Below are 24,127 nucleotides of genomic sequence, written 5' to 3' on the forward strand. Positions count from 1 at the left end.
AACTGTCGGTGCCGCCGGTCACACTGCGAGCATGGCCGACCTTCCCCCGGAAACCCCCGCCCCGGACGGCTCCACCCCCAAGGGCCCACCCGGCGGCCCTGCCACCGATGACGCGCTGGCCGACCTCGGCGAGGTCAACTTCAACGACTGGAACGCCCACATCGTCACGATGACCGGCGTGGGCTTCCTCACGGTGGCGCGCAGGCTCCCGGCGCTCATCGGCCACGCCGTCCGCATGGCCTGGCAGGCGAGCCCGCGCGACACCGTGGCCACGATCTCCCTGAGCGTGCTGGGCGGCGTCTTCACCGCCTTCGGGCTGCTCGCCACGACCGGCGTGCTGCAGGCACTGTTCTCCGCGGGCCCGACTCCCGACCGCGTCAAGGCGGCCCTGCCCAGCCTGCTGCTCGTCGGCGTGGCCGCCACCCTGCGCACGACCCTGGAGGCCGGCGCCGGGTGGGCGCAGTCCCGGCTGGAGCCACAGGTCGGCCGCATCGCCGAGAAGCAGCTGTACGAGCTGACCAGCCGCGTCGACCTGATCTGCTTCGACGACCCCGACTTCCACGACTCGCTGCAGCGGGCACGCATGCGCGGCGTGACCATGGTCGACACCGTGGTCAACTCGGCGATCGACCTGCTCACCGGGCTGATCGGCATCGGCGCCGCCGCCGGCGTGCTCGGCATCCTGCATCCCGTGCTGCTGCCCCTGCTCGTGCTGGCCGTCATCCCCGACGCCTGGGCCGCCGTCCGCTCCGCCCGCATGCGCTACACCACGATGTACTCCCTGATCCCCGTCCGCCGGCGCAAGTGGATCCTCACCGAGCTCATGGCCGACAGGGAGACCGCCGCCGAGGTCCGCTCGTTCACCATGCGGGGCTTCCTCATGCGGCTGTACGACGCGGTGGCCGGCGCCGAGCAGGATGTCGTCGTCGACCTCGCCCGGCGGCAGACGGTGGCGAGGGTCGTCGGTGAGGCGCTCGGCGGCATCGGCACCGCCGTCGTCTACGTCGCCCTCGGCGTCCTGCTGGCGATCGGCGCGGTCCCGCTGGCCGTGGCCGGCACCGCCGTCCTCGCCATCCGCTCTGGTCAGAGCTCCCTGGCCAACCTGATGTACTCCACCAACCGCCTGTACGAGGAGGGCCTCTACTTCACCGACTTCCTCGACTTCTGCGCCGAGGCGCGTGGCCGCATGGGCCCCGCACGGCCTCGCGGGGCGCCCCCCGAGTTCCAGCGCATCACGGTCGACGATGTGACCTTCAACTATCCGGGGAAGGACGAGCCCGCCCTCGACCACGTGTCCATCCACATCGACAAGGGCGAGGTGGTCGCGCTCGTGGGCGAGAACGGCTCGGGCAAGACCACCCTGTCCAAGATCCTCGCCGGGCTGTACGACCCCGGAAGCGGGCACGTCCGGTGGGACGATGTGGACATCGCGGACGTCGACCAGGAGGAGCTCCGCCGGCACATCGCCGTGATCGCCCAGGACCACACCCGCTGGCCGCTGACCGCGAAGGACAACATCTCCATGGGTCTTGAGAAGGGCGAGGAGGCGCTGCTCTCCTCGGCGGAGGTCGCGGGGGCCGACCAGGTGATCGCCGAGCTGCCGCACGGCTACCGCACCCTGCTCGACCGCCGCTTCAAGGACGGGCACGAGCCCTCGGGCGGCCAGTGGCAGCGCATCGCCGTGGCCCGTGGGTTCTACCGCGACGCGCCGCTGCTGATCTGCGACGAGCCGACGGCGGCACTGGACGCCCGCGCCGAGCACGCGCTCTTCGAGCGCATCCGCAGGCACGCCGACGGCCGCACCGTCCTGCTCATCACCCACCGCCTGGCCAGCGTGCGCTACGCCGACCGCATCTACGTCCTCGACCACGGCAAGGTCGTCGAGCAGGGCACCCACGACCAGCTCATGATCCACGACGGCATCTACGCCGACCTCTACAACATCCAGGCCAGCGCCTACAACACGGCCGGCGACAGGAAAGGGGCCCCAACCCAGGTCTGACCCTGGCACTCCCCGCGGGTTCGAGTCCGGCCTGGTCTTGCCACCGCGGACGCCGTCGACGGTACGTCCGCACTGGGCGGCGTACCTGGAGGTCTAGCGGCGTACCTGGAGGTCTACAGGACGGCCTTCATGATGGCTCTGGCGATGGGGGCCGCCGTGTCGCCGCCGAAGCCACCGTTCTCCACCAGCACGCCCACGGCCACCCTCGGCCGGGCCGCGGGGGCGAAGGCCGTGAAGACCGCGTGGTCCCGGGCGTCGGCGGCGTTCTCGGCCGTCCCGGTCTTCGCGGCGATGTCGACGCCCGAGATGGCGGCGGCCGAGCCCGTGCCCCCGGGCTGGGTGACGGTGACCATCATCGCGGTGAGCCGGTCGGCCACCTCCCTGGAGACCGTCCTCGGGTACCTCACCGGGTCGGTCACCGAGACGACCGTCCCATCGCGCAGCCGCACCTCGTCGACCAGGTACGGGCGCATCAAGGCGCCGCGCGCCGCGACGGCCGCCGAGATCATCGTGATCATCAGCGGCGTGACCCGGTCGTCGTACTGCCCGATGGCCGACATGGCGGTCTGCGCGTCGTCCAGGTTCGAGGGGTACACGCTCCTGGCCACGGGGAGCGGTATCGCCAGGCGGTCGCCGTTGAACCCGAACGCCTCCGCCTGCGCGCGCAGCGCGTCCTGCCCGAGGCGGAGCCCGAGCCCCGCGAAGGCGGTGTTGCACGAGAGCTGGAAGGCCCGGGCGAGCGTCGGCCGGCCGTTGCCGCAGGCCTCGCCGCCCGCGTTGCGCAGGGTGGTGGAGGTGCCGGGCAGCCGCAGGCCGACGGGGGCGCTGACGACCGTCTCCGGCGAGTAGTAGCCGGTGCCGAGCGCCGCCGCGGCAGTGATGATCTTGAACGTGGAGCCCGGCGGGTAGGTGCGGCTGGTCGCGCGGTTGAGCAGCGGCCGCGCCGGGTCACGCCTGAGCCGCCTGTCGGCCTCCTCCAGTTGCCTGGTGTCGAAGGTGCTGTAGACGTTCGGGTCGTAGGAGGGATAGGACGCCAGCGCCAAGATCGCCCCCGTCGCCGGGTCGATGGCGACCGCGGCCCCCTTGTGCCCGGTGGCCATCAGCCCCTCGTAAGCGGCGCGCTGGGCCCTGCCGTCGATGGTCAGCCTGACCGAGGCCCCCTGCTCGACCCCGTTCGTGATCAGGGAGCGCAGCCTGACCTTCGGGTCCGTGCCGGACAGCACACCGTCCTCCGCCAGCTCGACCCCGGTGGCGCCGTACATGGACAGGTGGCCGGTGACCGGGGCGTACATCGGGCCGTCGGTGTAGACCCGCCGGTACCTGTACCTGCGGTCGCCCGGTCTCCCCGTCGCGACGACGGTGCCGTCGCGCAGCAGGATCTCGCCGCGCGGGTGCGCGAAGCGCTCGATCGTCGGACGCAGGTTGCGGGGGTCGTTCGCGAGCGTCTCGAAGCGGAAGGCCTGGATGAGGGTCACGTTGGCCATGAGCGCGAACGCCATGACCGCGCATCCCACCGCGACCCGGCGCAGCGGGATGTTCATCCGCGTGGCGCGCGGTCCGGCCATGCTTGCCCCCGCCCCCCTCCCCCTCTGCTACCGGTGTAGCAGCCGGTTGCGAAAGAGGCGCGTACACCAGGGCAAAGGGGAGTTACGGGTCGGCGGGCCGAGCTTCCGCACGGCAGCGCGCGATCAGCTCGGCTGGGGCTCCTCGACACGCTCACAGGCGGACGGAGCCTCGGAAAGGGCCTGCACGTCGCGGTAGTAGCCGATCTTGCGCCGGAGCGCAGCCTGCCTCTCCTGGAGCTCGGCGATCTGCGCCTGGACCTCGCGGTCGTGGGCCTCCAGCAGCGTGATGCGGTCCGGGATGCTGGTGTCCCCGCTGCGGACGAGCTTGGCGAAGCGCAGCATCTCGGCGATGGGCATCCCTGTGTCACGCAGGCACCTGACCATGCCGAGCCATCCGAGGTCCTCGTCGGTGAACCGCCTCTGGCCGGCGGCGTTCCGCTCGACCGGCTCAAGGAGGCCGATGCGCTCGTAATAACGCAGGGTGTCCAGACTGAACCCGGTCTCCTCCGCGGCCTGTCCCGGGGTGTAGACGCTCACCCGACGAGCATGACACCTGGAGTGGGCTCCAGGTCAAGCCTGTTGACCTGGAGCCCACTCCAGCGGGCAGGGTGTGCCGCATGACACACATCGCACTCGGGACCATTCCCTTCGGTACGACCGTCGACGAGGCGGCGTCGTTCGCGATCCTGGACCGCTTCACCGAGGCGGGAGGCACCATGATCGACACGTCGAACAACTACCCCTTCTGGCTGGAGGGCGCCAGGGGCGACGAGAGCGAGACCACCATCGGCAAGTGGCTGTCGTCGCGGGGCAACCGCGACCAGGTGGTGCTGAGCACCAAGTGCGGCGCGCGGCCGACCGTGCCAGGCGACCGCACGCTCGACTCCATCGAGGGCCTCTCCGCGCCGGCCATCACCAGGGCACTGGAGGGGAGCCTCGGCAGGCTGCGCACCGACCGCCTCGACGTCTACTGGGCCCACGTCGAGGACCGGGTGACGCCCCTTGCGGAGCAGGTGGCCACGCTCGGCGACCTGGTCGCGAAGGGCACGGTGCGGGCAGTCGGCGCCTCGAACCACCCCACCTGGCGGCTGGAGCGGGCTCGCGCCATCGCGCGGGCGAGCGACCTGGCCCCCTACACCCACGTTCAGCTCAGGCACTCCTACCTGCGCCCCCGGCCGGGCGTGCGGCTTCCCGAGGCGGCTCACGTGCAGGTCGGCGAGGAGGCGCTCGACTACGTACGGGCCGAGGGGTTGCGGCTGTGGGTCTACACCTCGCTGCTCACCGGCGCCTACACCCGGGCCGGCCGCCCGATTCCCGAGTGGTACGACCACCCCGGGACCACGCGGCGGCTGGCGGTGCTGCGCGAGGTCGCGGGAGAGCTCGGCGCCACGCCCAACCAGGTGGTGCTCGCGTGGCTGATCGGCCAGGGCATCGTGCCGATCGTCGGCGCCAGCTCGATCGCGCAGCTCGACGAGCTGCTCGGGGCGCGGGACGTCAAGCTGGACGACGACCTGCGCGCCCGCCTCGACGACCCCGCCCTCGCCTGACCACGCGGACCTGACCACGCGGACCTGACCACGCGGACCTGACCACGCGGACCTGATCATGCGGGCGTCCACCTCACAGCTCGGGCAGGTGGTCGGCCAGGTAGCGGCGGACCAGACGCCTGCACTCGGCGATCAGGTCGGGGTCGCCCTCGGGGTGCACGCGGAAGGCGAGCTTCAGCACGGCGTCGGCCGCCTCCACGGCCACGATCAGCGCGCGGTCGAGGCCGGGCCCGGCCGGCGCCCCCAGAAGGTCGATGGTCAGAGCGCGGAGCCGGTCGGCGACGATGACGTTGTTCTCCAGCGCGGCGTCCAGCAGGCGGTTGGTGCCCTTGAGCGGCGGCCCCCCGGGGGTCGGCAGCACCTCGCCGAAGTCGACGATGGCGAACCCAGGCGTGCTGCGCTTCATGGCGACGAACTCGTCCACCGCCAGGTCGACGGCGTCGGTCCAGTCGGAGATGCCGGCCGCGCCCAGCCGGGCGGTGAGCCTCGCGAGGAACACGTCGAGGTTGCGCAGCGCGAGCGCCCGCACCAGCCCCTGCTTGTCGGGGAAGAACTGGTAGAACGTGCCGATCGGCACCTCTGCCCTGCGGGCCACTTCCTTCGTGGTGAGCGCTTCGTACCCCACCTCGTCGAGGAGCCGGGCGCATTCGTCCAGCATCCGCTCGACCCGCTCGACGCTGCGGCGCTGAGCGGGACGGCGGCGGAGCGTCCCTGCGGAGACGTTCGTCATGCCCCCATCATCCTCCCGAATCGGTTTCCTGGGCTTAACATGAGTTTCACTCATATCACCGGAGGTCGCCATGTTCCTTTGGGGTACGGCTACCGCGTCCTACCAAATAGAGGGCGCCGTGGCGGAGGACGGCAGGGGAACGTCCATATGGGACACCTTCGCCCACGAGCCCGGCCGCATCAGGGACGGCCACACCGGGGATGTCGCGTGTGACCATTACCACCGGTGGTCAGAGGATGTCATGCTCATGAGTGCGCTGGGGGTGAACTCCTACCGGTTCTCGATCTCCTGGCCGAGAATCCAGCCCGAGGGCCGGGGGAAGCCCAGCGAGGCGGGGCTCGGCTTCTACGACCGGCTGGTCGACGAGCTGTGCGCGCAGGGCATCGTGCCCGCGGCCACGATCTTCCACTGGGACCTCCCCCAGGCCCTGGAGGACCGGGGCGGCTGGCTGAACCGCGACACGGCCCTCTACCTGGCCGACTACGCGGGGATCCTGGCGGAGCGGCTCGCCGACCGGGTCCCGATGTGGATCACGCTCAACGAGCCGTTCATCCACATGGTGTTCGGCTATGCCCTCGGCACCCACGCCCCGGGCCGCACCCTGTTCCTCGACGCGCTGCCCGCCGCCCATCACCAGCTTCTGGGACACGGGCTCGCCGTGCGGGCGCTGCGGGCGAACGGGGCCGAACGGGTGCTCGTCACCAACAACTGCACGCCCGTCCGGCCCGCGTCCGGATCGGCCGAAGACGCGCGGGCCGCCGAGGCGTACGACACCCTCCACAACCGGCTGTTCAACGACCCCGTCCTTCTCGGCAAATATCCGGACTTGTCGGCGTACGGGGTGAGCACGCTGGACGCCGTCCGGGAAGGCGACCTGGAGATCATCGCCGAGCCCCTGGACGGCCTCGGCGTCAACTACTACAACCCCACCCGCATCGCCGCCCCCGCCCCAGGGCCGGACCCCGCGCCGCTGCCGTTCGAGGACGCCGGCATCACCGGCCACCCCACCACGGCCTTCGGCTGGCCCGTCGTCCCCGACGGCCTGCGCGAGCTGCTCGTGGGGCTGAGGGCAAGGTACGGCGACGCGCTGCCGCCGGTGTACGTCACCGAGAACGGCTGCTCGCAGGCGGACGAGCCTGGCCCGGACGGCGTGGTGGACGACCAGGCGCGTATCGCCTTCCTGGACGGGCACATCGAGGCCGTCCGCGCGGCGATCGCCGAGGGGGTGGACGTGCGCGGGTACTACGTGTGGTCGCTGCTGGACAACTTCGAGTGGGCCGAGGGGTTCAACCAGAGGTTCGGCCTCGTGCACGTGGACTTCGCCACCCAGAAGCGCACCCCCAAGGCCTCCTACCACTGGCTGAGGGACCGCATCACGACCCTGACCCGGCCCTGACCACCGGGACGGCTAGAAGACCGACACGTGGACGTGGTCGTAGTGGTTGGCGGTGACGCCGCCGCGGTCGGACATCGTCCGCCAGCCCGCGCCCGTGCGGATGTCGTAGTAGCGCTGCCGCCAGATGATGTACATGATGCCGATCTGGCGGCCGTTCTCGATGCACCACTGGGCCAGGGCGTCACCCCGGGCGACCGACGCGGCGTCGGGCATGCGGCCGCCCGTGCTCATCATGAAGTCGCAGGCGCGGCCCTTGCCGTGCTCGCCGGGGTCGCCTGAACGCAGGCATCCAACGCTGAACGGCATCGGGAAGCTCTGCATGATGAGGGCCCGGACGCTCACCATGCGCGCGGTCAGGCCGCCGGCCGAGCCCGGCGTCTGGAACCCGAACTTCTTGAGCAGCTGCTCGACGTCCTGCTTCTTGGCCTGGAGCTGCTTGATCTCCTTCTTGAGATCGACGATCTTGTCGTCGGCCTCCGCCTTGGCCGCCTTGGACTCCTTGACCAGGGCGCCGATGTGCTTCAGCCGCTGGTTCTTCTCGTCGGCGAGGTAAGTGACGGTGGCGACCTGCCCGAGGATCGTGTCGGGGTCGCCGCTGAACGTGAACACCTTCGGGCCGTCGATCGTGCCTGACATGTAGGAGTTGCGGTAGAACTGCGCGACCTGCTCCTCGGCGCGGGCCAGGTCGGCCCTGAGCTTCTTGACCCGCTCGCCGGCCTTCTGCGCGGCGCCCCGGGTGTCCTCCAGGCTCTGGATCTGGCCTCGGTAGGCCTTCTGCAGGTCGGCCGCCTGCTTGGTGAGCCGGTTGAGCTGGGCCTGGGGGCTGGGTTTGGCCTCGGCGGCCGGCATGGCGAGCACCGAGAACAGGCCGACGAGGACGGCGGCCAGCCCCATCACACGGCCTGATCGCATCAGCCCTCCCCACTTCAAGACGCCCCGAACTATAGAAGCCGATCTTCGGAGCTGTCACACGATCGGAAGAACCTACACACCCTTAGCGAACTATCTACCACTTTGGGAAGACGCAGGACGTGGCTTTCCCGGCAATGGGGCCCCACCCCGATCTCCCGGAGGCGGACGACGTTTGCGCTGATCGCCGGGTGCGCCGAGCTCGGGTGGCCGGGCGACCGATCTTACCGAGGGACACTCCCGGGAGTTCCCCACTCTTGCCAACCGGGACAGAACATGATTCTGTCTCAGCGACCGGGCGATGCGGCCCCTTGTGAGCCCGGGCCTCGGCGGCAAGACTAAAACAAGCAAGCATTCGGTCAAATAAAGACCCGGCCCGCCCGACCAGGAGGCAGACACATGCTTCAGCACGACCGTCTTTTCATCGGGGGCGACTGGGTTGCCCCCGCGGGCACGGCGACGATCGACGTCATCTCCCCCCACACCGAGGAGATCGTCGGGCGGGTGCCCGACGGCACCCCCGCCGACATGGACAACGCGGTGGCCGCCGCCCGTCAGGCGTTCGACCACGGGCCGTGGCCGAGGATGTCCATGGCCGAGCGCGCCGAGGTGGTCGGCAAGCTGGCCGGGCTGTACGCCGCCCGCCAGGCCGAGATGGCCGACGTCATCACGCTGGAGATGGGCAGCCCCATCACCTTCTCGCAGCTCGCCCAGGCCCCGCAGCCGCTCGGCATGCTGCAGTACTACAGCGAGCTGGGCAGGACCTTCGCGGTCGAGGACGAGCGGCCGGGCATGTTCGGCCCCGTCACCGTGCGCCGCGAGCCGGTCGGCGTCGTCGCGGCCGTGGTGCCGTGGAACGTGCCGCAGTTCGTCATCATGACCAAGCTCGCCCCCGCGCTGATCGCCGGGTGCACGGTCGTGGTCAAGCCCGCCCCCGAGACGCCCCTCGACTCCTACCTCCTCGCGGAGATGGTCAAGGAGTCCGGCATCCCGGACGGCGTGGTCAACATCGTGGCCGCCGGCCGCGAGGCGGGCGAGCACCTGGTCTCCCACCCGGGCGTCGACAAGGTCGCCTTCACCGGGTCCACCGCCGCCGGCCGCCGCATCGCGGGCATCTGCGGCGAGCAGCTGAAGCGCTGCAGCCTCGAACTGGGCGGCAAGTCGGCGGCGATCGTCCTGGACGACTGCGACCTCGGCGCGGCCATGGGCTTCCTGTCGATCGCGTCCCTCATGAACAACGGCCAGGCGTGCGTGGCCCAGACCCGCATCCTCGCGTCCTCCTCGCGGTACGACGAGGTGCTGCAGGCCGTGGCCGACATGGTCGGCGGCCAGCAGGTCGGCGACCCGTCCGAGCCCACCACCGGCATCGGCCCGCTGGTGGCCAAGCGCCAGCAGGAGCGGGTCGAGGGCTACATCAGGCTCGGCATCGAGGAGGGCGCGAAGCCGGTCGTCGGCGGTCTCGACCGGCCCTTCGACCGGGGCTGGTACGTCGCGCCGACCGTGTTCGCGGGCGTATCCAACGACATGCGCATCGCCCGCGAGGAGATCTTCGGCCCGGTGCTCTCGGTGATCGAGTACCGGGACGAGGCCGACGCCGTCCGCATCGCCAACGACAGCGACTACGGCCTGTCCGGCACGGTCTGGACCGCGGACACCGACCACGGCATGGACATCGCCCGCCAGGTCCGCACCGGCACGTACGGCGTCAACATGATGAACACCATGGAGCCGTCCGCGCCGTTCGGCGGGTACAAGGCCAGCGGCGTCGGCCGTGAGCTCGGCCCCGAGGGCCTGTCGTCGTACCTGGAGTACAAGTCGATCGCCCGCCTGGGCTGAGACGAGTGCGCAACCGCCGCCCAGCGCGCCCCCGCGTCGCTGGGCGGCGGCCCCGCAATACAAGGATGTCCGAGATCGCCCCCGCCAAGAGACATGCCCTGGTCTGGAATTCTCCTGGTGGATCTCATACCTCCTTTGGAGGTAGACGACATTTAATCGGAATAAGTTCGCGCCACTACGGCAGAAGTTTCCCTGGCGATCTCCAGCTCCTCGTCGGTCGGCACGACGGCGACGGCCACGGCCGAGTCGTCGGCGGAGACCAGCCGGGCCTCCCTGACCGACACGTTGCGGAACGGGTCCAGCCGGATGCCCATCGGTTCGAGGCCCGTGAGCGCGTTGCGCCTGACCATGGCGGAGTTCTCGCCCACCCCGCCGGTGAAGGCGATCACGTCCACCTTGCCGAGGACCGCGCAGTAAGCGCCGATGTACTTCCTCAGCCGGTGGATGTAGACGTTGTAGGCCAGGGCGGCCTCCTCGTCGCCCGACTCCATCCGCTCCATGACCGTCCGCATGTCGTTGTCGCCGCACAGGCCGAGCAGGCCGCTTCGGTGGTTCAGCATCGACTCGACCTCGTCCGGCGTCATGCCGCCGCGGATCAGCTGGAAGATGATCGCCGGGTCCAGGTCGCCTGAACGGGTGCCCATGACCAGGCCCTCCAGCGGCGTCATGCCCATGGAGGTGTCCACGCACCGCCCCGCCGAGATCGCCGAGGCGCTCGCGCCGTTGCCGAGGTGCAGGACGATCACGTTGGCGAGGTCCGGCTTGCCCACGAGGGCCGCCGCCGCGCGCGAGACGTAGGCGGTGGAGGTGCCGTGGAACCCGTACCGGCGCACACCGAAGCGCTCGGCCACCTCGCGGTCGATGGCGTACGTGCGGGCGGCCGGCGGGATCGTGCTGTGGAACGCGGTGTCGAAGACCGCGACCTGCGGCAGGTCGGGCCGGAGCCGGCGCGTCACCTCTATGCCCGCGAGGTTCGACGGGTTGTGGAGCGGGGCCAGCGGGACGGCCTCCTCGATCTGCTTCACCACGTCGTCGTCGATCAGGGCGGGCCCGGTGAACCAGGGCCCGCCGTGGACGACCCGGTGACCGATCGCGGTCAGGTCGGCGGAGTCCATCGACACCTCGTCCGCCACGCGCATGAGGGCCGCCTCATGGTCGGGGACGTCCGACCCGGGCTCGCCGATGCGCTCGATCTTGCCCTGCTTGGGCCGGGTGGGCCCGTCGAGGTCGATGAGCTGGTACTTCACCGACGACGACCCCGCGTTGATGACCAGGATCACTGGTCCACCCCCTGTGCCCGGAAAATGGTGACGACGTCCGGAACCGATGCCCCAGGAATGCGCGGTTAACCGGCGGCGGGCGTCCCCGCAGGCCGGGGGCCCCCGTCGCGGCCGCCGCCCGCCGTCGCGTGGGAGACCCAGGTGCCGACGCGCCTGATGAGGCCCGGAGTGGCGGAGGACTCCGCGTGGCCGTAACCCGGCTCGATCCACAGCTCCTTCGGCTCCCGGGCGGAGTCGAAGAGCTGGTGGGCGTGCTCCAGGGGGAAGAACGTGTCGGCGTCGCCGTGGACGATCAGCAGCGGCGTGGGCGAGATGCGCTCGACCGCCTCGTACGGCGCGAGCGGCACAGGGTCCCACTTGCCCGACTGGATGCGGGTGCGCTTGGCCAGCCGCGCCGCCAGGCGCCCGGATGCCCTCTCGATGGCCCAGTGGACCTGCCGCATCGGCCGGGTGCCCCGGTAGTACCAGCGGGCGGGGGCGCTCACGGCCACCACCGCGTCCGTCCCCCTGTGCAGGGCCGCGTGGCGCACGGCGACCGCGGCGCCCATCGAGAAGCCGACGGTGGCCAGGCGGGCATAACCGACGGATCGGGCGTGCCGCACGGCCGCGTCGAGGTCGAGGACCTCGGCGTCCCCGACCGTGGAAAGGCCTCCCGACCGGCCGTGGCCGCGGAAGTCGAACGCCACGACGCCGCCGAAGCCGCTCAGCACGTGCGCGATGCGCCGCGTCGTCCCCTCACGCCAGGAGCCGGTGAACCCGTGGGCGATGACGATGCCGAGATCGGCGTCGCCTCGCGAGGGGGTGTGCGCCGCGTCGATCCGCACACCGTCCTTCGTGATCAGCGTCGCGGGGAATGCTGCGGCGAGAGGCATGGAACGAGCTTATTCGGGGCCGCGTCCGCACAGATCGACGAGGTGCGCCACGAAGCCGCGGCCGCCGGGGCGTCGGCCTTGGCCGCCATCGGCGTGACGCATCCGGTCACGAAGGCGCCGAGCACGAGTGCCCATACGACGAGCCGGCAGCGGTGTCCCATGTGCCGCCTGCACGGGAACTGGCCGAACGGCTCGGCGGCGCGGCGTGCGGAGGCGGCGAGTCGCGTCAGTCCTTCGTCCACCATGCTGGCATGTCTGCCCGGGCATGGCGGTGTTAGTCCAAAGTGCGCATTCCTTGACCATCTGTGGCAGGGCCCGTGATCTTCCGCTTCCGCGTCCCAGGCCTGGTCATACCGGGTTCGACGGGCCAGCCACAAATCCATGAAATCTGTCGGAATTGCCCCTCTTTGCGCAGGCCCGGCACGTGGTGGTAACAGCGATCAACTAAAATGATGGAGGCCGCAGTGTCCGCGGCCGGCCTCCACGACCTTGAGCGAGACTCCATCATGCCTTTGAACAGCCGCGACGACCTGCGGAACATCGCGATCATCGCGCACGTCGACCATGGCAAGACCACGCTCGTGGACGCCATGCTCTGGCAGTCCGGGGCGTTCCGCGCCAACCAGGACGTCGACGAGCGAGTCATGGACTCCAACGACCTGGAGCGCGAGAAGGGCATCACCATTCTCGCCAAGAACACCGCGGTCAAGCACGGCGGCATGACCCTCAACATCATCGACACCCCGGGCCACGCCGACTTCGGCGGCGAGGTCGAGCGCGGCCTGTCCATGGTCGACGGCGTCGTGCTGCTCGTCGACGCCTCCGAGGGCCCGCTGCCGCAGACCCGGTTCGTCCTTCGCAAGGCCTTCGCCGCCAAGATGCCGGTCATCCTGTGCATCAACAAGGTCGACCGCCCCGACGCCCGCATCAAGGAAGTCGTCGACGAGGTGTACGAGCTCTTCATGGATCTCGACGCCACCGAGGAGCAGATCGACTTCCCGATCGTCTACGCCTCCGCCAAGGCGGGCCGCGCCAGCCTGAACCGTCCCGAGGACGGCGGCATGCCCGACTCCGAGGACCTCGAGCCGCTGTTCGAGACGATCACCAAGACCATCCCCGCGCCGGTGTACGACCCGTCCGCGACGCTCCAGGCCCACGTCACCAACCTGGACGCCTCCAGCTACCTCGGCCGCATCGCGCTGTGCCGCGTCCACCAGGGCACGATCAAGAAGGGTCAGCAGGTCGCCTGGTGCCGCACCGACGGCACCATCCAGCGGGTCAAGATCAGCGAGCTGCTGATGACCGACGCGCTGGAGCGCAAGCCGGCCGAGCAGGCCGGGCCCGGCGACATCATCGCCATCGCCGGCATCCCCGACATCATGATCGGCGAGACGCTGGCCGACCCCGACGACCCGCGCCCGCTGCCGCTCATCACGGTCGACGAGCCGGCGATCTCGATGACCATCGGCACCAACACCAGCCCGCTGGTGGGCAAGGTCAAGGGCTCGAAGGTCACCGCCCGCATGGTCAAGGACCGCCTCGACAAGGAGCTCGTCGGCAACGTCTCGCTGCGCGTGCTCCCGACCGACCGTCCCGACTCCTGGGAGGTCCAGGGCCGTGGCGAGCTGGCGCTCGCCATCCTGGTCGAGCAGATGCGCCGCGAGGGCTACGAGCTGACCGTCGGCAAGCCGCAGGTCGTCACCAAGACCATCGACGGCAAGCTGCACGAGCCGGTCGAGCGGCTCACGGTCGACGCCCCCGAGGAGTACCTCGGCGCGATCACCCAGCTTCTGGCGGTCCGCAAGGGCCGCATGGAGCACATGACCAACCACGGCACCGGCTGGATCCGCATGGAGTTCGTGGTCCCGGCCCGCGGCCTCATCGGCTTCCGCACCGAGTTCCTCACCGAGACGCGCGGCACGGGCCTGGTGCACCACGTCTTCGAGGCGTACGAGCCGTGGTTCGGCGAGCTGCGCACCCGCAACAACGGCTCGCTGGTGGCCGACCGGGCCGGCGTGGTCACCGCCTTCGCCATGATGAACCTCCAGGAGCGCGGCACGCTGTTCATCTCGCCGACCACCGAGGTCTACGAGGGCATGATCGTCGGGGAGAACTCCCGCTCCGACGACATGGATGTCAACATCACCAAGGAGAAGAAGCTCACCAACATGCGCTCCTCCACCAGTGATGAGACCGAGAAGCTCATCCCGCCGCGCTCGCTCTCGCTGGAGCAGGCGCTGGAGTTCTGCCGCGAGGACGAGTGCGTGGAGATCACCCCGGAGACCGTCCGCATCCGCAAGGTCGTGCTCGACGCCGCCATCCGCGGCCGCTCCGCCGCCCGCGCCAAGCGCGGCAGCTGAACGTCCCGGCATTCCGAAGTCGCCGCCCGGCTCACTTGGCGGGCGGCGACAAGTCAGGTTCAAGCCGCCTCCCACTCCCGGATGTGACGATCCATCCGGAGAGGGGGAACTGCCATGCAGATGGTTCCCGGCCGGCTGACGCTGGCCCTTGTGATCGCGTGGACGGCGTTCGCCGCGATCGTGCTGCTGCTCGGCTGAGTCGGCGGTCCGTACGGCTCGCGTCCGGGGAGACGCGGGCCGTGCCTGCTCAGCGACGCTTCTTCTCCAGCTCCGGCTCGCCCGCCTCACCCATGTAGCTCCTGCCCGGCGTGAGGCCCCGGGGCCCGTAAAGCTCGGACACGGTCACGAAGGTGTAGCCCTTGGCCGTGAGCTCCCGCAGCAGGTTCGGCACGGCCTCGGCCGTGGTCTTGTGAATGTCGTGCATCAGGACGATCGAGCCCGGCCGTGCCACGGACGCCCGCTGGGTGACCAGGGCGCTGTTCCTGTCGCGCCAGTCGAGGGTGTCGAGGTCCCACAGGATCTGCGCCAGCCCCTCGCGGGCGGCCTCCTCCGCCACCGTGGCGTTCGTCGAGCCGTACGGCGGACGCAGCAGCCGCATCGTGGCCCCGGTGGTGTCCTTGACGAGCTGCTGGGTGCGCTCAAGCTGGCCGCGCAGCGCGTCGTGGGACAGCGAGGTGAGCGACGGGTGGTCCCAGGAGTGGTTGCCCAGCTCGTGCCCCTCGGAGACCATGCGGCGCAGGTAGGACCTGGTCTGGGCGTTCACCATCTGCCCGACCACGAAGAACGTCGCCTTGGCGTGGTACTCCGCGAGGACGTCGAGCACCCTGCCGGTGTAGTCGAACGGGCCGTCGTCGAACGTCAGCGCCACGCACTTGACCTGCCCGCACGGTATGGAACGTTGAGGCGGCGCCACGATCGGCCGGGTGCCCGGCCATCCCGGCTGCTGGGCGATCACCCGCGCGGCCAGGAGCGCGGGGTCCACCGCCAGGCGGACGGGCGCGGACTTCCGCACCCGGACGACGTCATCCTTACGGCCCTGCTGGACGGGCGCCACCACCTCTCCGCATCCCGACAGTCCGAGGACCATCGAGAGCGTGAGCGGGAGCGACAGCCACAGGACTCCGACACGAAACACAGCCACCCGCACGCTCCCCCCGAACAGCGGCAGGGGTCACGGGTAGTTCTCGGCCGCTTCCCCTCGCAGGGTCTTGGCCAGCTCGTCCCACCAGGGAGGAGCGTCGGCCTGCAACTCCGCGTGACGACGCGCCACACGAATGGCGCATCCGACCGGATCTGTACCCAGATGGCGACGTTTCACCACACCCTCCTGCCAACGGTAAAAGCCATCACGAAACGTGACGACCAGCCCGATCCAGACAGAAAGGATGGCGTCTTCGCACACTTCGTATGCGTCTGTCACCCCCAGGCCGACGAGTTCCACGCGGAGTTTCGCCATCGCCGCGCGGGAGTCAGTCACCTGACCACCTCCCGGCGACTTCCGGCCGGCCAGAGCGGTAAGCCTTCAGCGCATACACACCGATGATGTACCCCCATTGGACAGAGCTTTGCACCACCGTGAGCGAGACGTGATGTGACCGTGAGAAATCGCTTGCGCACATCTGGTCGTGCTACTGGTCGAGGGTCTCTCTCGGCTCGGTGACGACCATGATGAAGCGGAGGTCGCCCTCCCCCTCGTTGGCGTAGCGATGCGGCCGGTCGGCGCTGAAGAGCACGGCCTCGTCCCGCCCGACGACGTGGTCGCGGCCGTACACCGAGAGGGTGAGCTCGCCGTCGATGACGGTCAGCATCTCGCGCGTGCCCGCCGGATGGGCGTCGCCGTCGTGGTACTCCCCCGGCGCCAGGGTCCAGTCCCACAGCTCCAGGATCGCGGGGGCGTCCGATCCGACCAGGAGCCGGGCCGAGCCCCCCTTGTCACTGCGCCACAGGGTGACGACGTCCGAGGCGTGGACGACCCGGACGACCGGGGTGTCGGAGACCTCGACCAGCCGGGCGACCGTCACCCCGAGCGCGTCCGCGACGCGCGTCAGCGTGGTCACACTCGGGTTGGTGCGGCACTGCTCGATCTGGACGAGCATCCCCCGGCTCACCCCCGACCGGGCAGCGAGCGCGTCGAGGGTCAGCCCTCGGTGGGCGCGCTGGGCGCGGACGTTGTTGGCGATCGCCGCCGTGATGGTCTCCGGGTCCGGCATGAGTGCAGTGTAGTGACATTTGTGTGCAATGGATTATCCCAATATATTGCTCTATCAGTGCAATCTGTTGGGGGTGAGCGGGAATGACGGCGGTGTTGCTGGCGACCACCTGCGCCGTGATCTACGGCACGGCGGACTTCTTCGGCGGCCTCGCCACCCGGCGCTCCCGAGTGCTCGCCGTGGTCATGCTGACCCAGATCACCGGCCTGCTGTTCGTGCTCCCGCTGCTGCCCCTGCTGCCCGGCGCGCCGAGCATCGGCGCGCTCGCCTGGGGCATGGCGGCCGGCCTGTCCGGCGGGCTCGCCGTCATCCTGTTCTACCGTGCGCTCGCCGGCGGCGTGATGTCCGTGGTGGCGCCCACGACCGCCGCCATGTCGATGGCGCTGCCCGTACTGGCCGGCCTGCTGATGGGCGAGCGGCCCGCACCCCTCGCGCTGGGCGGGGTGGGGGTCGCGCTGGCCGCCGTGATCCTCGTCAGCCGCGACTCGGGAGGCTCCGGGGGGCGGGCGACGCTCGTCCCGATCCTGCAGTCCCTGGCCTCGGGCGCCGGTTTCGGCGGGTTCTTCATCCTGCTCAAGCAGGTGCCGGAGGACACCGGCATGTGGCCGCTGTTCGGCGCCCGCCTCGCCTCGGTGATCGTGGTCGCCCTGCTGGCCCTGTCGACCGGGCGTACGCTCCGGCCCGGCAAGGGCTCCCTGCCCACGATCGTCGCCGCCGGGGTCCTCGACATGGTGGCCAACGTGCTCTACCTGCTGGCGGCCCAGCGCGGGCTGCTCGCCCTGGTCGCGGTGCTCGTGTCGCTGTATCCCGCGAGCACGCTGCTGCTCGCGCGGTACGTCCTCGGGGAGCGCCTGAACGCGGTGCAGGCGGCGGGCGTCGGGCTGGCCCTCGGCGCCGCCTCAGGCCTCCTGGGCGCGGTGCGCCGTGACCTCGATCTCGATGCGCATCCGGGGATCCGACAGGCCGCAGACCAGCATCGTGGCGGCCGGGCGCACATCTCCCAGGTACCGATGCAGCACCGGCCAGCACGGCTCGAAATCGGCCGGATCAGGCAACATGTACCGTACGCGGACCACGTCCGCGAAGGAGCATCCCGCCTCTTCCAGCGCGGCCTCGATGTTCCTCAAGCACTGCTCGGCCTGCTCCACGATGTCGCCGGAGATCGTCATGGACCGGTAGTCGAACCCGGTGGTTCCGGATACGTGCACCCAGTCGCCGTCGACCACCGCGCGCGAGTAACCGACCTCTTCCTCGAAGGTGGAACCGCTTGAGATCAATCTCCGTGTCGTCATGGCGAGCACCGTAGGACAGGGTGAGGGGTACGTCTATGTGAGATCGATCTCGGCTGTGCCCAGGCATGAAAGAGGCCGGTACGGCGTGCGCCGTACCGGCCTCTTTCTGAACTGTTCGCCGGTGTCAGGCCGCCTGGAACTGGGGGGACGGGCGCAGGGCGCCCTCCTCGTGGGCGTAGCCCTCCAGCATGGTCCTGAGCTGGCGCCGGCCACGGTGCAGGCGGGACATCACGGTGCCGATGGGCGTGCCCATGCGCTCGGCGATCTCCTTGTACGCGAACCCCTCGATGTCGGCGAGGTAGACCGCGACCTTGAAATCCTCGGGCAGCGACCGCAGGGCGTTCATCACGACCGTGTCGGGAAGCTGTTCCAGCGCCTCGGTCTCGGCGGACCGCAGGCCCGTCGACATGTGCGACTCGGCCGCCGCGAGCTGCCAATCCTCGATGTCCTCGGCGGCCGACAACTTCGGCGACCGCTGCTGCTTGCGGTAGTCGTTGATGAAGTTGTTGGTCAGGATGCGGTGCAGCCACGCCTTGAGGTTCGTACCGGGGCGGAACTGGTGGTACGACGTGTACGCCTTCGCGACGGTCTCCTGCACCAGGTCCTCTGCGTCAGCGGTGTTGCGGGTGAGGCGCATGGCGGACGCGTAGAGCTGGTTCGTCACGGGCATGACGTCGCGCTCGAACCATGCCTGCCGCTGCTGTTCGGTCATCGAGATCATCTCATCCCCCTCATGCCTGCTGTCCCCCGTTACCCATCCGGCATGAACCCATGCAGGCTCGGTAACCGCTTTACTCCATCTGACGGCTGATCACATGCTCACGGTTCACCTATAAGGGTGACGTTAAGGGTATTAGCTGGTCAGGAGGGTCTTGAAGCGATTGGCCCGAGGTGGCGACTTCACACCCGAGGCCGGACAAGTCTCATTATAGTAACAGACAACACCCAAAAGGTGAAAAAGTGTGGTAAGGGTCACATAGATCGGGCACCCGATAGCGTAGAGCCATGAAGTACGTGGACAGGCATGATCCGGCAACGCGTGCGTGGGTGTCCGAGGCCATCCGCACGGTGGAGGCGGACGCCAACCGCAGCTGCGACACCCACCTGCACGTTTTCCCGCTCCCGCCGAGCTGGGGCATCGAGCTCTACCTCAAGGACGAGTCGGTGCACCCCACCGGGTCGCTCAAGCACCGCCTGGCCCGGTCGCTGTTCCTGTACGGCCTGGCCAACGGCTGGATCGGCCCCTCCACGACCGTCATCGAGGCCTCGAGCGGCTCCACGGCGGTCAGTGAGGCGTACTTCTCCCGCATGCTCGGCCTGCCGTTCGTCGCGGTGATGCCCGCGTCAACGTCCCCCGAGAAGATCGCGCTCATCGAGTTCTACGGCGGCAAGTGCCGGCTCGTCGACGAGCCTGGGGCGATCTACGAGGAGTCCCGCCGGCTGGCCGAGGAGACCGGCGGCCACTTCATGGACCAGTTCACCTACGCCGAGCGGGCCACGGACTGGCGGGGCAACAACAACATCGCCGAGAGCATCTACCAGCAGATGTCCCTGGAACGGCATCCGGAACCGGCGTGGATCGTCGTGGGCGCGGGCACGGGCGGCACGTCCGCCACGATCGGCCGCTACATCCGCTACCGCCGCCACCAGACGCGCCTCGCCGTGGTCGACCCGGACGGGTCGGCGTTCTACCCGTCGTGGACCGAGGGCGACGCCGGCATGACCGCCTCCGGCTCCCGCATCGAGGGCATCGGCCGCCCCCGGGTGGAGCCCTCGTTCCTGCCCACGGTGATCGACCGCATGATCCAGGTGCCGGACGCCGACTCGATCGCCGCGATGCGGTGGGTCCGCGAGGTCACCGGGCGCGACGTCGGCGGCTCCACCGGGACGAACGTCGCCGCGGCCGTCCAGCTCATCAGGGAGATGCGCGAGAACGGCGAGCGGGGCAGCGTGGTGACCCTGATCTGCGACGGCGGCGAGCGCTACCGCTGCACGTACGGCGACGACGGCTGGCTCGCCGAGCGGGGCATCGACATCGAACCCTCGCTCGGCGAGCTCCGCGCCTTCCTCACGTTCTGATCAGGCGCGGGCGGCGTCCACCTTGAAGGCCGCGGCGAGGTCGTCGAGGATCACGTGGGCGCCCTGGATCCCGCAGGCGGTCATCCACGTGACGTCGTCCACCTCGTGCCGCTCGCCCTTCAGCCTGCCCCACAGCGGGTTGGCCTCGAACTTGTCCTGGATCCTGCGGGCGTCGCCCTTGTCGTCGGGGTAGGTGGCGACGAAGATCTGGTCGGCGTCGAGGTCGGCGATCCGCTCCTCGCTGATGTCCACGGCGATCGTGTCCGTGGTGGTCGGCTGGCCCTCCGGGCGGGGGAAGCCCGCGTCCTTGAGGACGATGCCCGAGTAGGAGTTCTCCACGTACAGCCGCACCGTAGGCTCGCCGGCGAAGCGCGCGATCGTGACCGTCGGCATCGTGCCGCCGTTCCCGGCCTTGACCGCCTCGCCGATCTTGGCCGCTCGCTGCTCGTACGCCGTGATCTTCTGCTCGGCCAGGTCGTCCTTGCCGAGCGCCCTGCCCATCAGCCGCAGGTTCTCCCTCCACAGGGCCCCGGTGGTCTCGCTGAACACGGTCGGGGCGATCTGGGACAGCTTGTCGTACAGGGCCTCATGGCGGACCTTGGCGGAGACGATCAGGTCCGGCTTGAGCGCGATGATCTTCTCCAGGCTGGGCGCCTCCAGCGTGCCCACCACCTGGGCGTCCTTGCCGTACTGCGCGGCGCTCGCCCCGAGGTAGTCAGGGAGCTTCTCGGTGAGCGCCCGGTAGGTCGTGAAGCCGACGACCTCGGTGTCCAGGGCCAGCACGGCGTCGACGAAGCTCTGGTCGAGCGCCACCACCCGCTTGGGCTGGGCGGGGACCGTGGTCTTCCCCATCGCGTGCTCGACCACGACAGGGAAGGCGCCGGCGCTCGCGGGCGCCTTCCCCGCGCCCTCCGTGGCCACCGGGTCCGCGGACCCGCATCCCGCCAGGCCGATCAGTACAGCGGCGGCCACACCCAGGGCGCTCAGCGCTCGCATAGAAGTCCTCCAGAAATAGTAAGGGTTGCCTAAATTAGCTTAGGCAGCCCTAACCTGACATACTCGGGACGATTCAGCAAAGACAGGACACGGCAAAGGGGTGGTCATGCCGGCGGTGGCCGTGGAGCGCCCGCGTGACCTCCGTGCCCGCCCGGTCCTCGTCCTGATCGGGCTCGCCCTGGCGGTGCTGGCCTCGGTCGTCCTCAGCGTCACGATCGGGGCGAAGCCGGTCTCCCCCGGCGACGTCTGGCAGGCACTGTGGAGCCCGTCCGGGCAGGAGAGCGACGTCATCGTGCGGAGCCTCCGCGTCCCCCGTACGGCGCTCGGGCTGCTCGCCGGGCTGGCGCTGGGCGTCGCGGGCGCGCTGATGCAGGGACACACCCGCAACCCCCTGGCCGACCCCGGGCTGCTCGGCGTCACCCAGGGGGCGGCGTTCGCGATGGTGCTCAGCATCGTGGTCTTCCGGCTGAGCGGCGTCTACGGCCACATCTGGTTCGGCCTCGCCGGCGCCCTGATCGCCAGCGCCGCGGTGTTCGCCATCGGGCTGGCCGGAGGCCGCGGCGGGCCGTCCCCGGTCACGCTGGCCCTGGCCGGCACCGCCGTCAGCGCGTTCCTGTACGCGCTCACGTCCACGATCGTCCTGCTCGACCAGCAGGCCATGGACATGTTCCGGTTCTGGCAGGTCGGGTCGATCGCCGGGCGGGACGGCGCGGTGGCCGGGCAGGTCCTGCCCTTCGTCGTCGCGGGACTGGTGCTCGCCATGGCCAACGCGCCCGGCCTCAACGCCCTGGCCCTCGGCGAGGACGTCGCGCGGGCCCTCGGCCAGAACGTCGCCCTGACCAGGGCCGCCGGCATCGCCGCGATCACCCTGCTCACCGGCGCCGCCGTGGCGGCCTGCGGGGCGCTCGCCTTCGTCGGCCTGATCGTTCCCCACCTGGCCCGCGCGCTCTCGGGGCCCGACCACCGCAGGCTCCTGCCGTACTCCGGGCTCGCCGGGGCCGCGCTGCTGCTGCTCGCGGACGTCATCGGGCGGGTCGTGGCGCGTCCAGGCGAGCTGGAGGTCGGGGTGGTACTGGCCCTGCTCGGCGCGCCCTTCTTCGTCGCGCTCGTCCGCCGCACGAGGCCGGTGCGGCTGTGACCGCCACGAGGGAGCACGGATCCGTCCGGCTCGCGCACCAGCGGCCCCTGCGGATCGGCCGGGCCTCGTGGCTGCTGCGCCCCCGAGGGCTCGTCGTCACCGTGACTGGCCTCGCACTGCTGCTCCTGCTGATCGCCCTGAACCTCCGCCTGGGCGACATCCCCATGGACCTGGCCGAGGTCGTGCGCACGGTCCTCGGCGGCGGCACGGGAGGCGGCCGCCTCGTGATCATGGAGCTCCGCCTGCCCCGGGCCCTGACCGGGGCCCTGGTGGGCGCCGCCCTCGGCATCTCAGGAGCGATCACCCAGGCCATCGCCCGCAACCCGCTGGCCAGCCCCGACATCCTGGGCGTCACCTCCGGGGCCAGCGTGACCGTCGTGGCGCTCACCGTGGCGGGCGGAGCCGCCTACGGCGGCGCGAGCGGCACCCTGGCGTCGGTCGGGATCCCGGTGGCGGCCCTGGTCGGCGGCCTCGCCGGCGCGCTGCTCGTGTACGGGCTCGCGTGGCGCAGGGGGCTGGACGGCTACCGCCTCGTGCTGGTGGGCGTCGGGATCGTCGCGGTGTTCACCAACCTGAAGTACTGGCTGCTCACGGCGGGGGACGTCAACGACGCCACCCGGGCCATGGTGTGGATCAGCGGCTCCCTGCACGCCAGGGGATTCGAGCACGTGGTGCCGGTGGCGGCCGCGCTGGCCGTGCTCGTCCCCGTGACCCTGCTCGGCACCCCCGTGCTCGGCGCGCTGCGGCTGGGCGACGACACCGTGCGGGGGCTCGGCGTACGGCTCGACCTCGCACGGGCGTCCCTGCTGCTGGCCGCCGTGCTGCTCGCGTCCGTCGCGACCGCCGCCGCGGGGCCCATCGCCTTCGTCGCACTGGCGTCCCCGCAGATCGCCCTGCGGCTCGCGGGGGTCGCCCAGCCGCCGCTGGTCGTCTCGGCCGTCACAGGGGCCGTGCTGGTCACCGGGGCCGACCTGGTGGCGAGGACGCTGACCCCGGTCGAGCTGCCCGTCGGGGTGGTCACGGCGGTGCTCGGCGCCCCGTACCTGATCTACCTTCTCGTCCGCGCGCGGCGCACCAAGGGTGGCATATGAGGCTCCAGGCCGTCGATCTCAAGCTCGGCTACGGCGATCGGCTGATCGTGGACGGGCTCGACCTCGGCATCGAGACCGGCACGGTGACCACGATCATCGGTCCCAACGGCTGCGGCAAGTCCACGCTGCTGCGGGCGCTCGGCCGCCTGCTCAGGCCGGTGTCCGGGCATGTACTGCTGGACGGCAGGCGCATCGACCGGACGCCGAGCAAGGAGGTGGCGAGGGTCCTCGGCCTGCTGCCCCAGGCCCCGGCCGCGCCCGAGGGGCTCACCGTGGCCGACCTCGTGGCCAGGGGACGCCATCCGCACCAGGCGTGGTACCGCCAGTGGTCCGAGGACGACGAGGCGGCGGTCGAGGAGGCGCTGCGGATGACCGGCCTGCTCGACCTCGCCGAGCGTCCCCTGGACGAGCTGTCGGGCGGCCAGCGCCAGCGGGCGTGGATCTCCATGGCGCTGGCCCAGGGCACCGGCCTGCTCCTGCTGGACGAGCCGACGACCTTCCTGGACCTGGCTCACCAGATCGACGTGCTGAACCTGGTCACGCGCCTGCGCGACGAGGCCGGCCGTACGGTCGTGATGGTGCTGCACGACCTCAACCTGGCGGCCCGTCACGCCGACCGGCTGATCGCCATGCGCGACGGCCGGGTGATCGCCGCGGGTACGCCGCACGAGGTGGTCACCGAGGCCATGCTGGAGAAGGTCTTCGAGCTGGAGGCCAAGGTCATCGCCGACCCCGTCGCGGGGACGCCGATGGTCGTCCCCATCGGCGTCCTCGGGCACGCCCGCTCTCGCTGAGCCGGCTCCTCGCCCTGGCGGTGGCCGGGG

The 24,127-nt window shown here is 70.4% G+C and carries 22 protein-coding genes and 1 pseudogene; 10 read left to right on the forward strand and 13 right to left on the reverse strand.

Annotated features, from left to right (window positions below; all coding sequences use genetic code 11):
• Positions 1 to 31: 31 nt before the first annotated feature.
• Complete coding sequence (locus ACOZ38_RS38585; RefSeq protein ID WP_424535889.1) at positions 32 to 2,002, forward strand: ABC transporter ATP-binding protein; 1,971 nt, start codon at positions 32 to 34, stop codon at positions 2,000 to 2,002.
• Positions 2,003 to 2,115: 113 nt separating this feature from the next.
• On the opposite strand, the gene ACOZ38_RS38590 is transcribed toward ACOZ38_RS38585, so the two are convergent.
• Together ACOZ38_RS38590 and ACOZ38_RS38595 are read right to left on the reverse strand one after the other, a co-directional pair.
• On the reverse strand, positions 2,116 to 3,567 hold the full coding sequence (locus tag ACOZ38_RS38590) for a peptidoglycan D,D-transpeptidase FtsI family protein (protein WP_424535890.1): 1,452 nt from the start codon (positions 3,565 to 3,567) through the stop codon (positions 2,116 to 2,118).
• 123 nt (positions 3,568 to 3,690) lie between these two features.
• On the reverse strand, positions 3,691 to 4,104 hold the full coding sequence (locus ACOZ38_RS38595) for a MerR family transcriptional regulator (protein WP_424535891.1): 414 nt from the start codon (positions 4,102 to 4,104) through the stop codon (positions 3,691 to 3,693).
• A gap of 80 nt (positions 4,105 to 4,184) precedes the next feature.
• On the opposite strand from ACOZ38_RS38595, the gene ACOZ38_RS38600 reads away from it, so the two are divergent.
• Complete coding sequence (locus tag ACOZ38_RS38600) at positions 4,185 to 5,114, forward strand: aldo/keto reductase (protein ID WP_424535892.1); 930 nt, start codon at positions 4,185 to 4,187, stop codon at positions 5,112 to 5,114.
• Between the two features lie 73 nt (positions 5,115 to 5,187).
• On the opposite strand, the gene ACOZ38_RS38605 is transcribed toward ACOZ38_RS38600, so the two are convergent.
• A complete protein-coding gene (locus ACOZ38_RS38605; RefSeq protein ID WP_424535893.1) occupies positions 5,188 to 5,844 on the reverse strand; it encodes a TetR family transcriptional regulator in 657 nt (218 codons plus the stop codon).
• A gap of 70 nt (positions 5,845 to 5,914) precedes the next feature.
• On the opposite strand from ACOZ38_RS38605, the gene ACOZ38_RS38610 reads away from it, so the two are divergent.
• Entirely contained in the window at positions 5,915 to 7,240 is a 1,326-nt protein-coding gene (locus tag ACOZ38_RS38610) for a GH1 family beta-glucosidase (protein ID WP_424535894.1), read from the forward strand.
• 12 nt (positions 7,241 to 7,252) lie between these two features.
• Here ACOZ38_RS38610 and ACOZ38_RS38615 read toward each other — a convergent pair whose 3' ends face one another.
• Positions 7,253 to 8,152 (reverse strand): coiled-coil domain-containing protein, encoded by a 900-nt coding sequence (locus ACOZ38_RS38615; RefSeq protein WP_424535895.1) that lies wholly within the window; start codon positions 8,150 to 8,152, stop codon positions 7,253 to 7,255.
• Positions 8,153 to 8,548: 396 nt separating this feature from the next.
• On the opposite strand from ACOZ38_RS38615, the gene ACOZ38_RS38620 reads away from it, so the two are divergent.
• A complete protein-coding gene (locus ACOZ38_RS38620; RefSeq protein WP_405141067.1) occupies positions 8,549 to 9,985 on the forward strand; it encodes an aldehyde dehydrogenase in 1,437 nt (478 codons plus the stop codon).
• Positions 9,986 to 10,137: 152 nt separating this feature from the next.
• Here ACOZ38_RS38620 and ACOZ38_RS38625 read toward each other — a convergent pair whose 3' ends face one another.
• The 3 genes from ACOZ38_RS38625 to ACOZ38_RS38635 all read right to left on the reverse strand — a co-directional run bounded on the left by ACOZ38_RS38625 (position 10,138) and on the right by ACOZ38_RS38635 (position 12,382).
• The gene (locus tag ACOZ38_RS38625; protein ID WP_424535896.1) at positions 10,138 to 11,265 is read right to left on the reverse strand and encodes an acetate/propionate family kinase; all 1,128 of its coding nucleotides are present in this window, start codon (positions 11,263 to 11,265) and stop codon (positions 10,138 to 10,140) included.
• A gap of 65 nt (positions 11,266 to 11,330) precedes the next feature.
• A complete protein-coding gene (locus ACOZ38_RS38630) occupies positions 11,331 to 12,137 on the reverse strand; it encodes an alpha/beta hydrolase (RefSeq protein ID WP_424535897.1) in 807 nt (268 codons plus the stop codon).
• Complete coding sequence (locus ACOZ38_RS38635) at positions 12,104 to 12,382, reverse strand: hypothetical protein (protein ID WP_424535898.1); 279 nt, start codon at positions 12,380 to 12,382, stop codon at positions 12,104 to 12,106. Before ACOZ38_RS38635 ends, ACOZ38_RS38630 begins: the two co-directional genes overlap by 34 nt.
• A 261-nt stretch (positions 12,383 to 12,643) precedes the next feature.
• Here ACOZ38_RS38635 and typA point away from each other — a divergent pair, with 261 nt between their 5' ends.
• A complete protein-coding gene (gene typA / locus ACOZ38_RS38640; protein ID WP_405141073.1) occupies positions 12,644 to 14,497 on the forward strand; it encodes a translational GTPase TypA in 1,854 nt (617 codons plus the stop codon).
• Positions 14,498 to 14,744: 247 nt separating this feature from the next.
• Here the strand turns inward: typA and ACOZ38_RS38645 are convergent, their stop codons facing one another.
• The 3 genes from ACOZ38_RS38645 to ACOZ38_RS38655 all read right to left on the reverse strand — a co-directional run bounded on the left by ACOZ38_RS38645 (position 14,745) and on the right by ACOZ38_RS38655 (position 16,707).
• On the reverse strand, positions 14,745 to 15,638 hold the full coding sequence (locus tag ACOZ38_RS38645) for a polysaccharide deacetylase family protein (RefSeq protein ID WP_424535899.1): 894 nt from the start codon (positions 15,636 to 15,638) through the stop codon (positions 14,745 to 14,747).
• Between the two features lie 30 nt (positions 15,639 to 15,668).
• The gene (locus tag ACOZ38_RS38650) at positions 15,669 to 15,974 is read right to left on the reverse strand and encodes a hypothetical protein (protein ID WP_424535900.1); all 306 of its coding nucleotides are present in this window, start codon (positions 15,972 to 15,974) and stop codon (positions 15,669 to 15,671) included.
• A gap of 151 nt (positions 15,975 to 16,125) precedes the next feature.
• Positions 16,126 to 16,707 carry a helix-turn-helix domain-containing protein gene (locus tag ACOZ38_RS38655; protein WP_424535901.1) on the reverse strand — a complete coding sequence of 194 codons (582 nt, stop codon included), beginning with the start codon at positions 16,705 to 16,707 and terminating at the stop codon, positions 16,126 to 16,128.
• Positions 16,708 to 16,790: 83 nt separating this feature from the next.
• Here ACOZ38_RS38655 and ACOZ38_RS38660 point away from each other — a divergent pair.
• A pseudogene (locus ACOZ38_RS38660) lies at positions 16,791 to 17,600 on the forward strand (EamA family transporter); the annotation flags it as partial.
• A 6-nt stretch (positions 17,601 to 17,606) separates the two neighbouring features.
• On the opposite strand, the gene ACOZ38_RS38665 reads toward ACOZ38_RS38660, so the two are convergent.
• A complete protein-coding gene (locus tag ACOZ38_RS38665; protein WP_424537165.1) occupies positions 17,607 to 17,999 on the reverse strand; it encodes a RidA family protein in 393 nt (130 codons plus the stop codon).
• Between the two features lie 124 nt (positions 18,000 to 18,123).
• A complete protein-coding gene (locus ACOZ38_RS38670; protein ID WP_405141081.1) occupies positions 18,124 to 18,720 on the reverse strand; it encodes a sigma-70 family RNA polymerase sigma factor in 597 nt (198 codons plus the stop codon).
• A 284-nt stretch (positions 18,721 to 19,004) separates the two neighbouring features.
• Between ACOZ38_RS38670 and ACOZ38_RS38675 the strand changes: the two genes are divergently transcribed.
• A complete protein-coding gene (locus ACOZ38_RS38675) occupies positions 19,005 to 20,078 on the forward strand; it encodes a PLP-dependent cysteine synthase family protein (RefSeq protein WP_424535902.1) in 1,074 nt (357 codons plus the stop codon).
• On the opposite strand, the gene ACOZ38_RS38680 is transcribed toward ACOZ38_RS38675, so the two are convergent.
• A complete protein-coding gene (locus tag ACOZ38_RS38680; protein WP_424535903.1) occupies positions 20,079 to 21,074 on the reverse strand; it encodes an ABC transporter substrate-binding protein in 996 nt (331 codons plus the stop codon).
• 106 nt (positions 21,075 to 21,180) lie between these two features.
• On the opposite strand from ACOZ38_RS38680, the gene ACOZ38_RS38685 reads away from it, so the two are divergent.
• Genes ACOZ38_RS38685 through ACOZ38_RS38695 form a run of 3 tightly spaced genes read left to right on the forward strand, consistent with a single transcriptional unit; the run spans position 21,181 to position 24,097 of the window.
• A complete protein-coding gene (locus tag ACOZ38_RS38685) occupies positions 21,181 to 22,212 on the forward strand; it encodes a FecCD family ABC transporter permease (RefSeq protein ID WP_424535904.1) in 1,032 nt (343 codons plus the stop codon).
• Positions 22,209 to 23,303, forward strand: coding sequence for a FecCD family ABC transporter permease (locus ACOZ38_RS38690; protein ID WP_424535905.1), 1,095 nt, complete (start codon positions 22,209 to 22,211; stop codon positions 23,301 to 23,303). Before ACOZ38_RS38685 ends, ACOZ38_RS38690 begins: the two co-directional genes overlap by 4 nt.
• On the forward strand, positions 23,300 to 24,097 hold the full coding sequence (locus ACOZ38_RS38695) for an ABC transporter ATP-binding protein (RefSeq protein WP_424535906.1): 798 nt from the start codon (positions 23,300 to 23,302) through the stop codon (positions 24,095 to 24,097). The genes ACOZ38_RS38690 and ACOZ38_RS38695 overlap by 4 nt, the downstream gene beginning before the upstream one ends.
• Positions 24,098 to 24,127 lie beyond the last annotated feature (30 nt).

The organism is Sphaerisporangium viridialbum, from assembly GCF_049674955.1.
Lineage (GTDB): Bacteria > Actinomycetota > Actinomycetes > Streptosporangiales > Streptosporangiaceae > Sphaerisporangium > Sphaerisporangium viridialbum.

Coding starts and splice junctions, on each gene's coding strand:
- ACOZ38_RS38585 (WP_424535889.1), top strand. CDS start 32: ATGGCCGACCTTCCCCCGGAAACCCCCGCCCCGGACGGCTCCACCCCC.
- ACOZ38_RS38590 (WP_424535890.1), bottom strand. CDS start 3,567: ATGGCCGGACCGCGCGCCACGCGGATGAACATCCCGCTGCGCCGGGTC.
- ACOZ38_RS38600 (WP_424535892.1), top strand. CDS start 4,185: ATGACACACATCGCACTCGGGACCATTCCCTTCGGTACGACCGTCGAC.
- ACOZ38_RS38605 (WP_424535893.1), bottom strand. CDS start 5,844: ATGACGAACGTCTCCGCAGGGACGCTCCGCCGCCGTCCCGCTCAGCGC.
- ACOZ38_RS38610 (WP_424535894.1), top strand. CDS start 5,915: ATGTTCCTTTGGGGTACGGCTACCGCGTCCTACCAAATAGAGGGCGCC.
- ACOZ38_RS38615 (WP_424535895.1), bottom strand. CDS start 8,152: ATGCGATCAGGCCGTGTGATGGGGCTGGCCGCCGTCCTCGTCGGCCTG.
- ACOZ38_RS38620 (WP_405141067.1), top strand. CDS start 8,549: ATGCTTCAGCACGACCGTCTTTTCATCGGGGGCGACTGGGTTGCCCCC.
- ACOZ38_RS38630 (WP_424535897.1), bottom strand. CDS start 12,137: ATGCCTCTCGCCGCAGCATTCCCCGCGACGCTGATCACGAAGGACGGT.
- ACOZ38_RS38635 (WP_424535898.1), bottom strand. CDS start 12,382: ATGGTGGACGAAGGACTGACGCGACTCGCCGCCTCCGCACGCCGCGCC.
- typA (WP_405141073.1), top strand. CDS start 12,644: ATGCCTTTGAACAGCCGCGACGACCTGCGGAACATCGCGATCATCGCG.
- ACOZ38_RS38655 (WP_424535901.1), bottom strand. CDS start 16,707: ATGCCGGACCCGGAGACCATCACGGCGGCGATCGCCAACAACGTCCGC.
- ACOZ38_RS38665 (WP_424537165.1), bottom strand. CDS start 17,999: ATGACGACACGGAGATTGATCTCAAGCGGTTCCACCTTCGAGGAAGAG.
- ACOZ38_RS38670 (WP_405141081.1), bottom strand. CDS start 18,720: ATGATCTCGATGACCGAACAGCAGCGGCAGGCATGGTTCGAGCGCGAC.
- ACOZ38_RS38675 (WP_424535902.1), top strand. CDS start 19,005: ATGAAGTACGTGGACAGGCATGATCCGGCAACGCGTGCGTGGGTGTCC.
- ACOZ38_RS38680 (WP_424535903.1), bottom strand. CDS start 21,074: ATGCGAGCGCTGAGCGCCCTGGGTGTGGCCGCCGCTGTACTGATCGGC.
- ACOZ38_RS38685 (WP_424535904.1), top strand. CDS start 21,181: ATGCCGGCGGTGGCCGTGGAGCGCCCGCGTGACCTCCGTGCCCGCCCG.
- ACOZ38_RS38695 (WP_424535906.1), top strand. CDS start 23,300: ATGAGGCTCCAGGCCGTCGATCTCAAGCTCGGCTACGGCGATCGGCTG.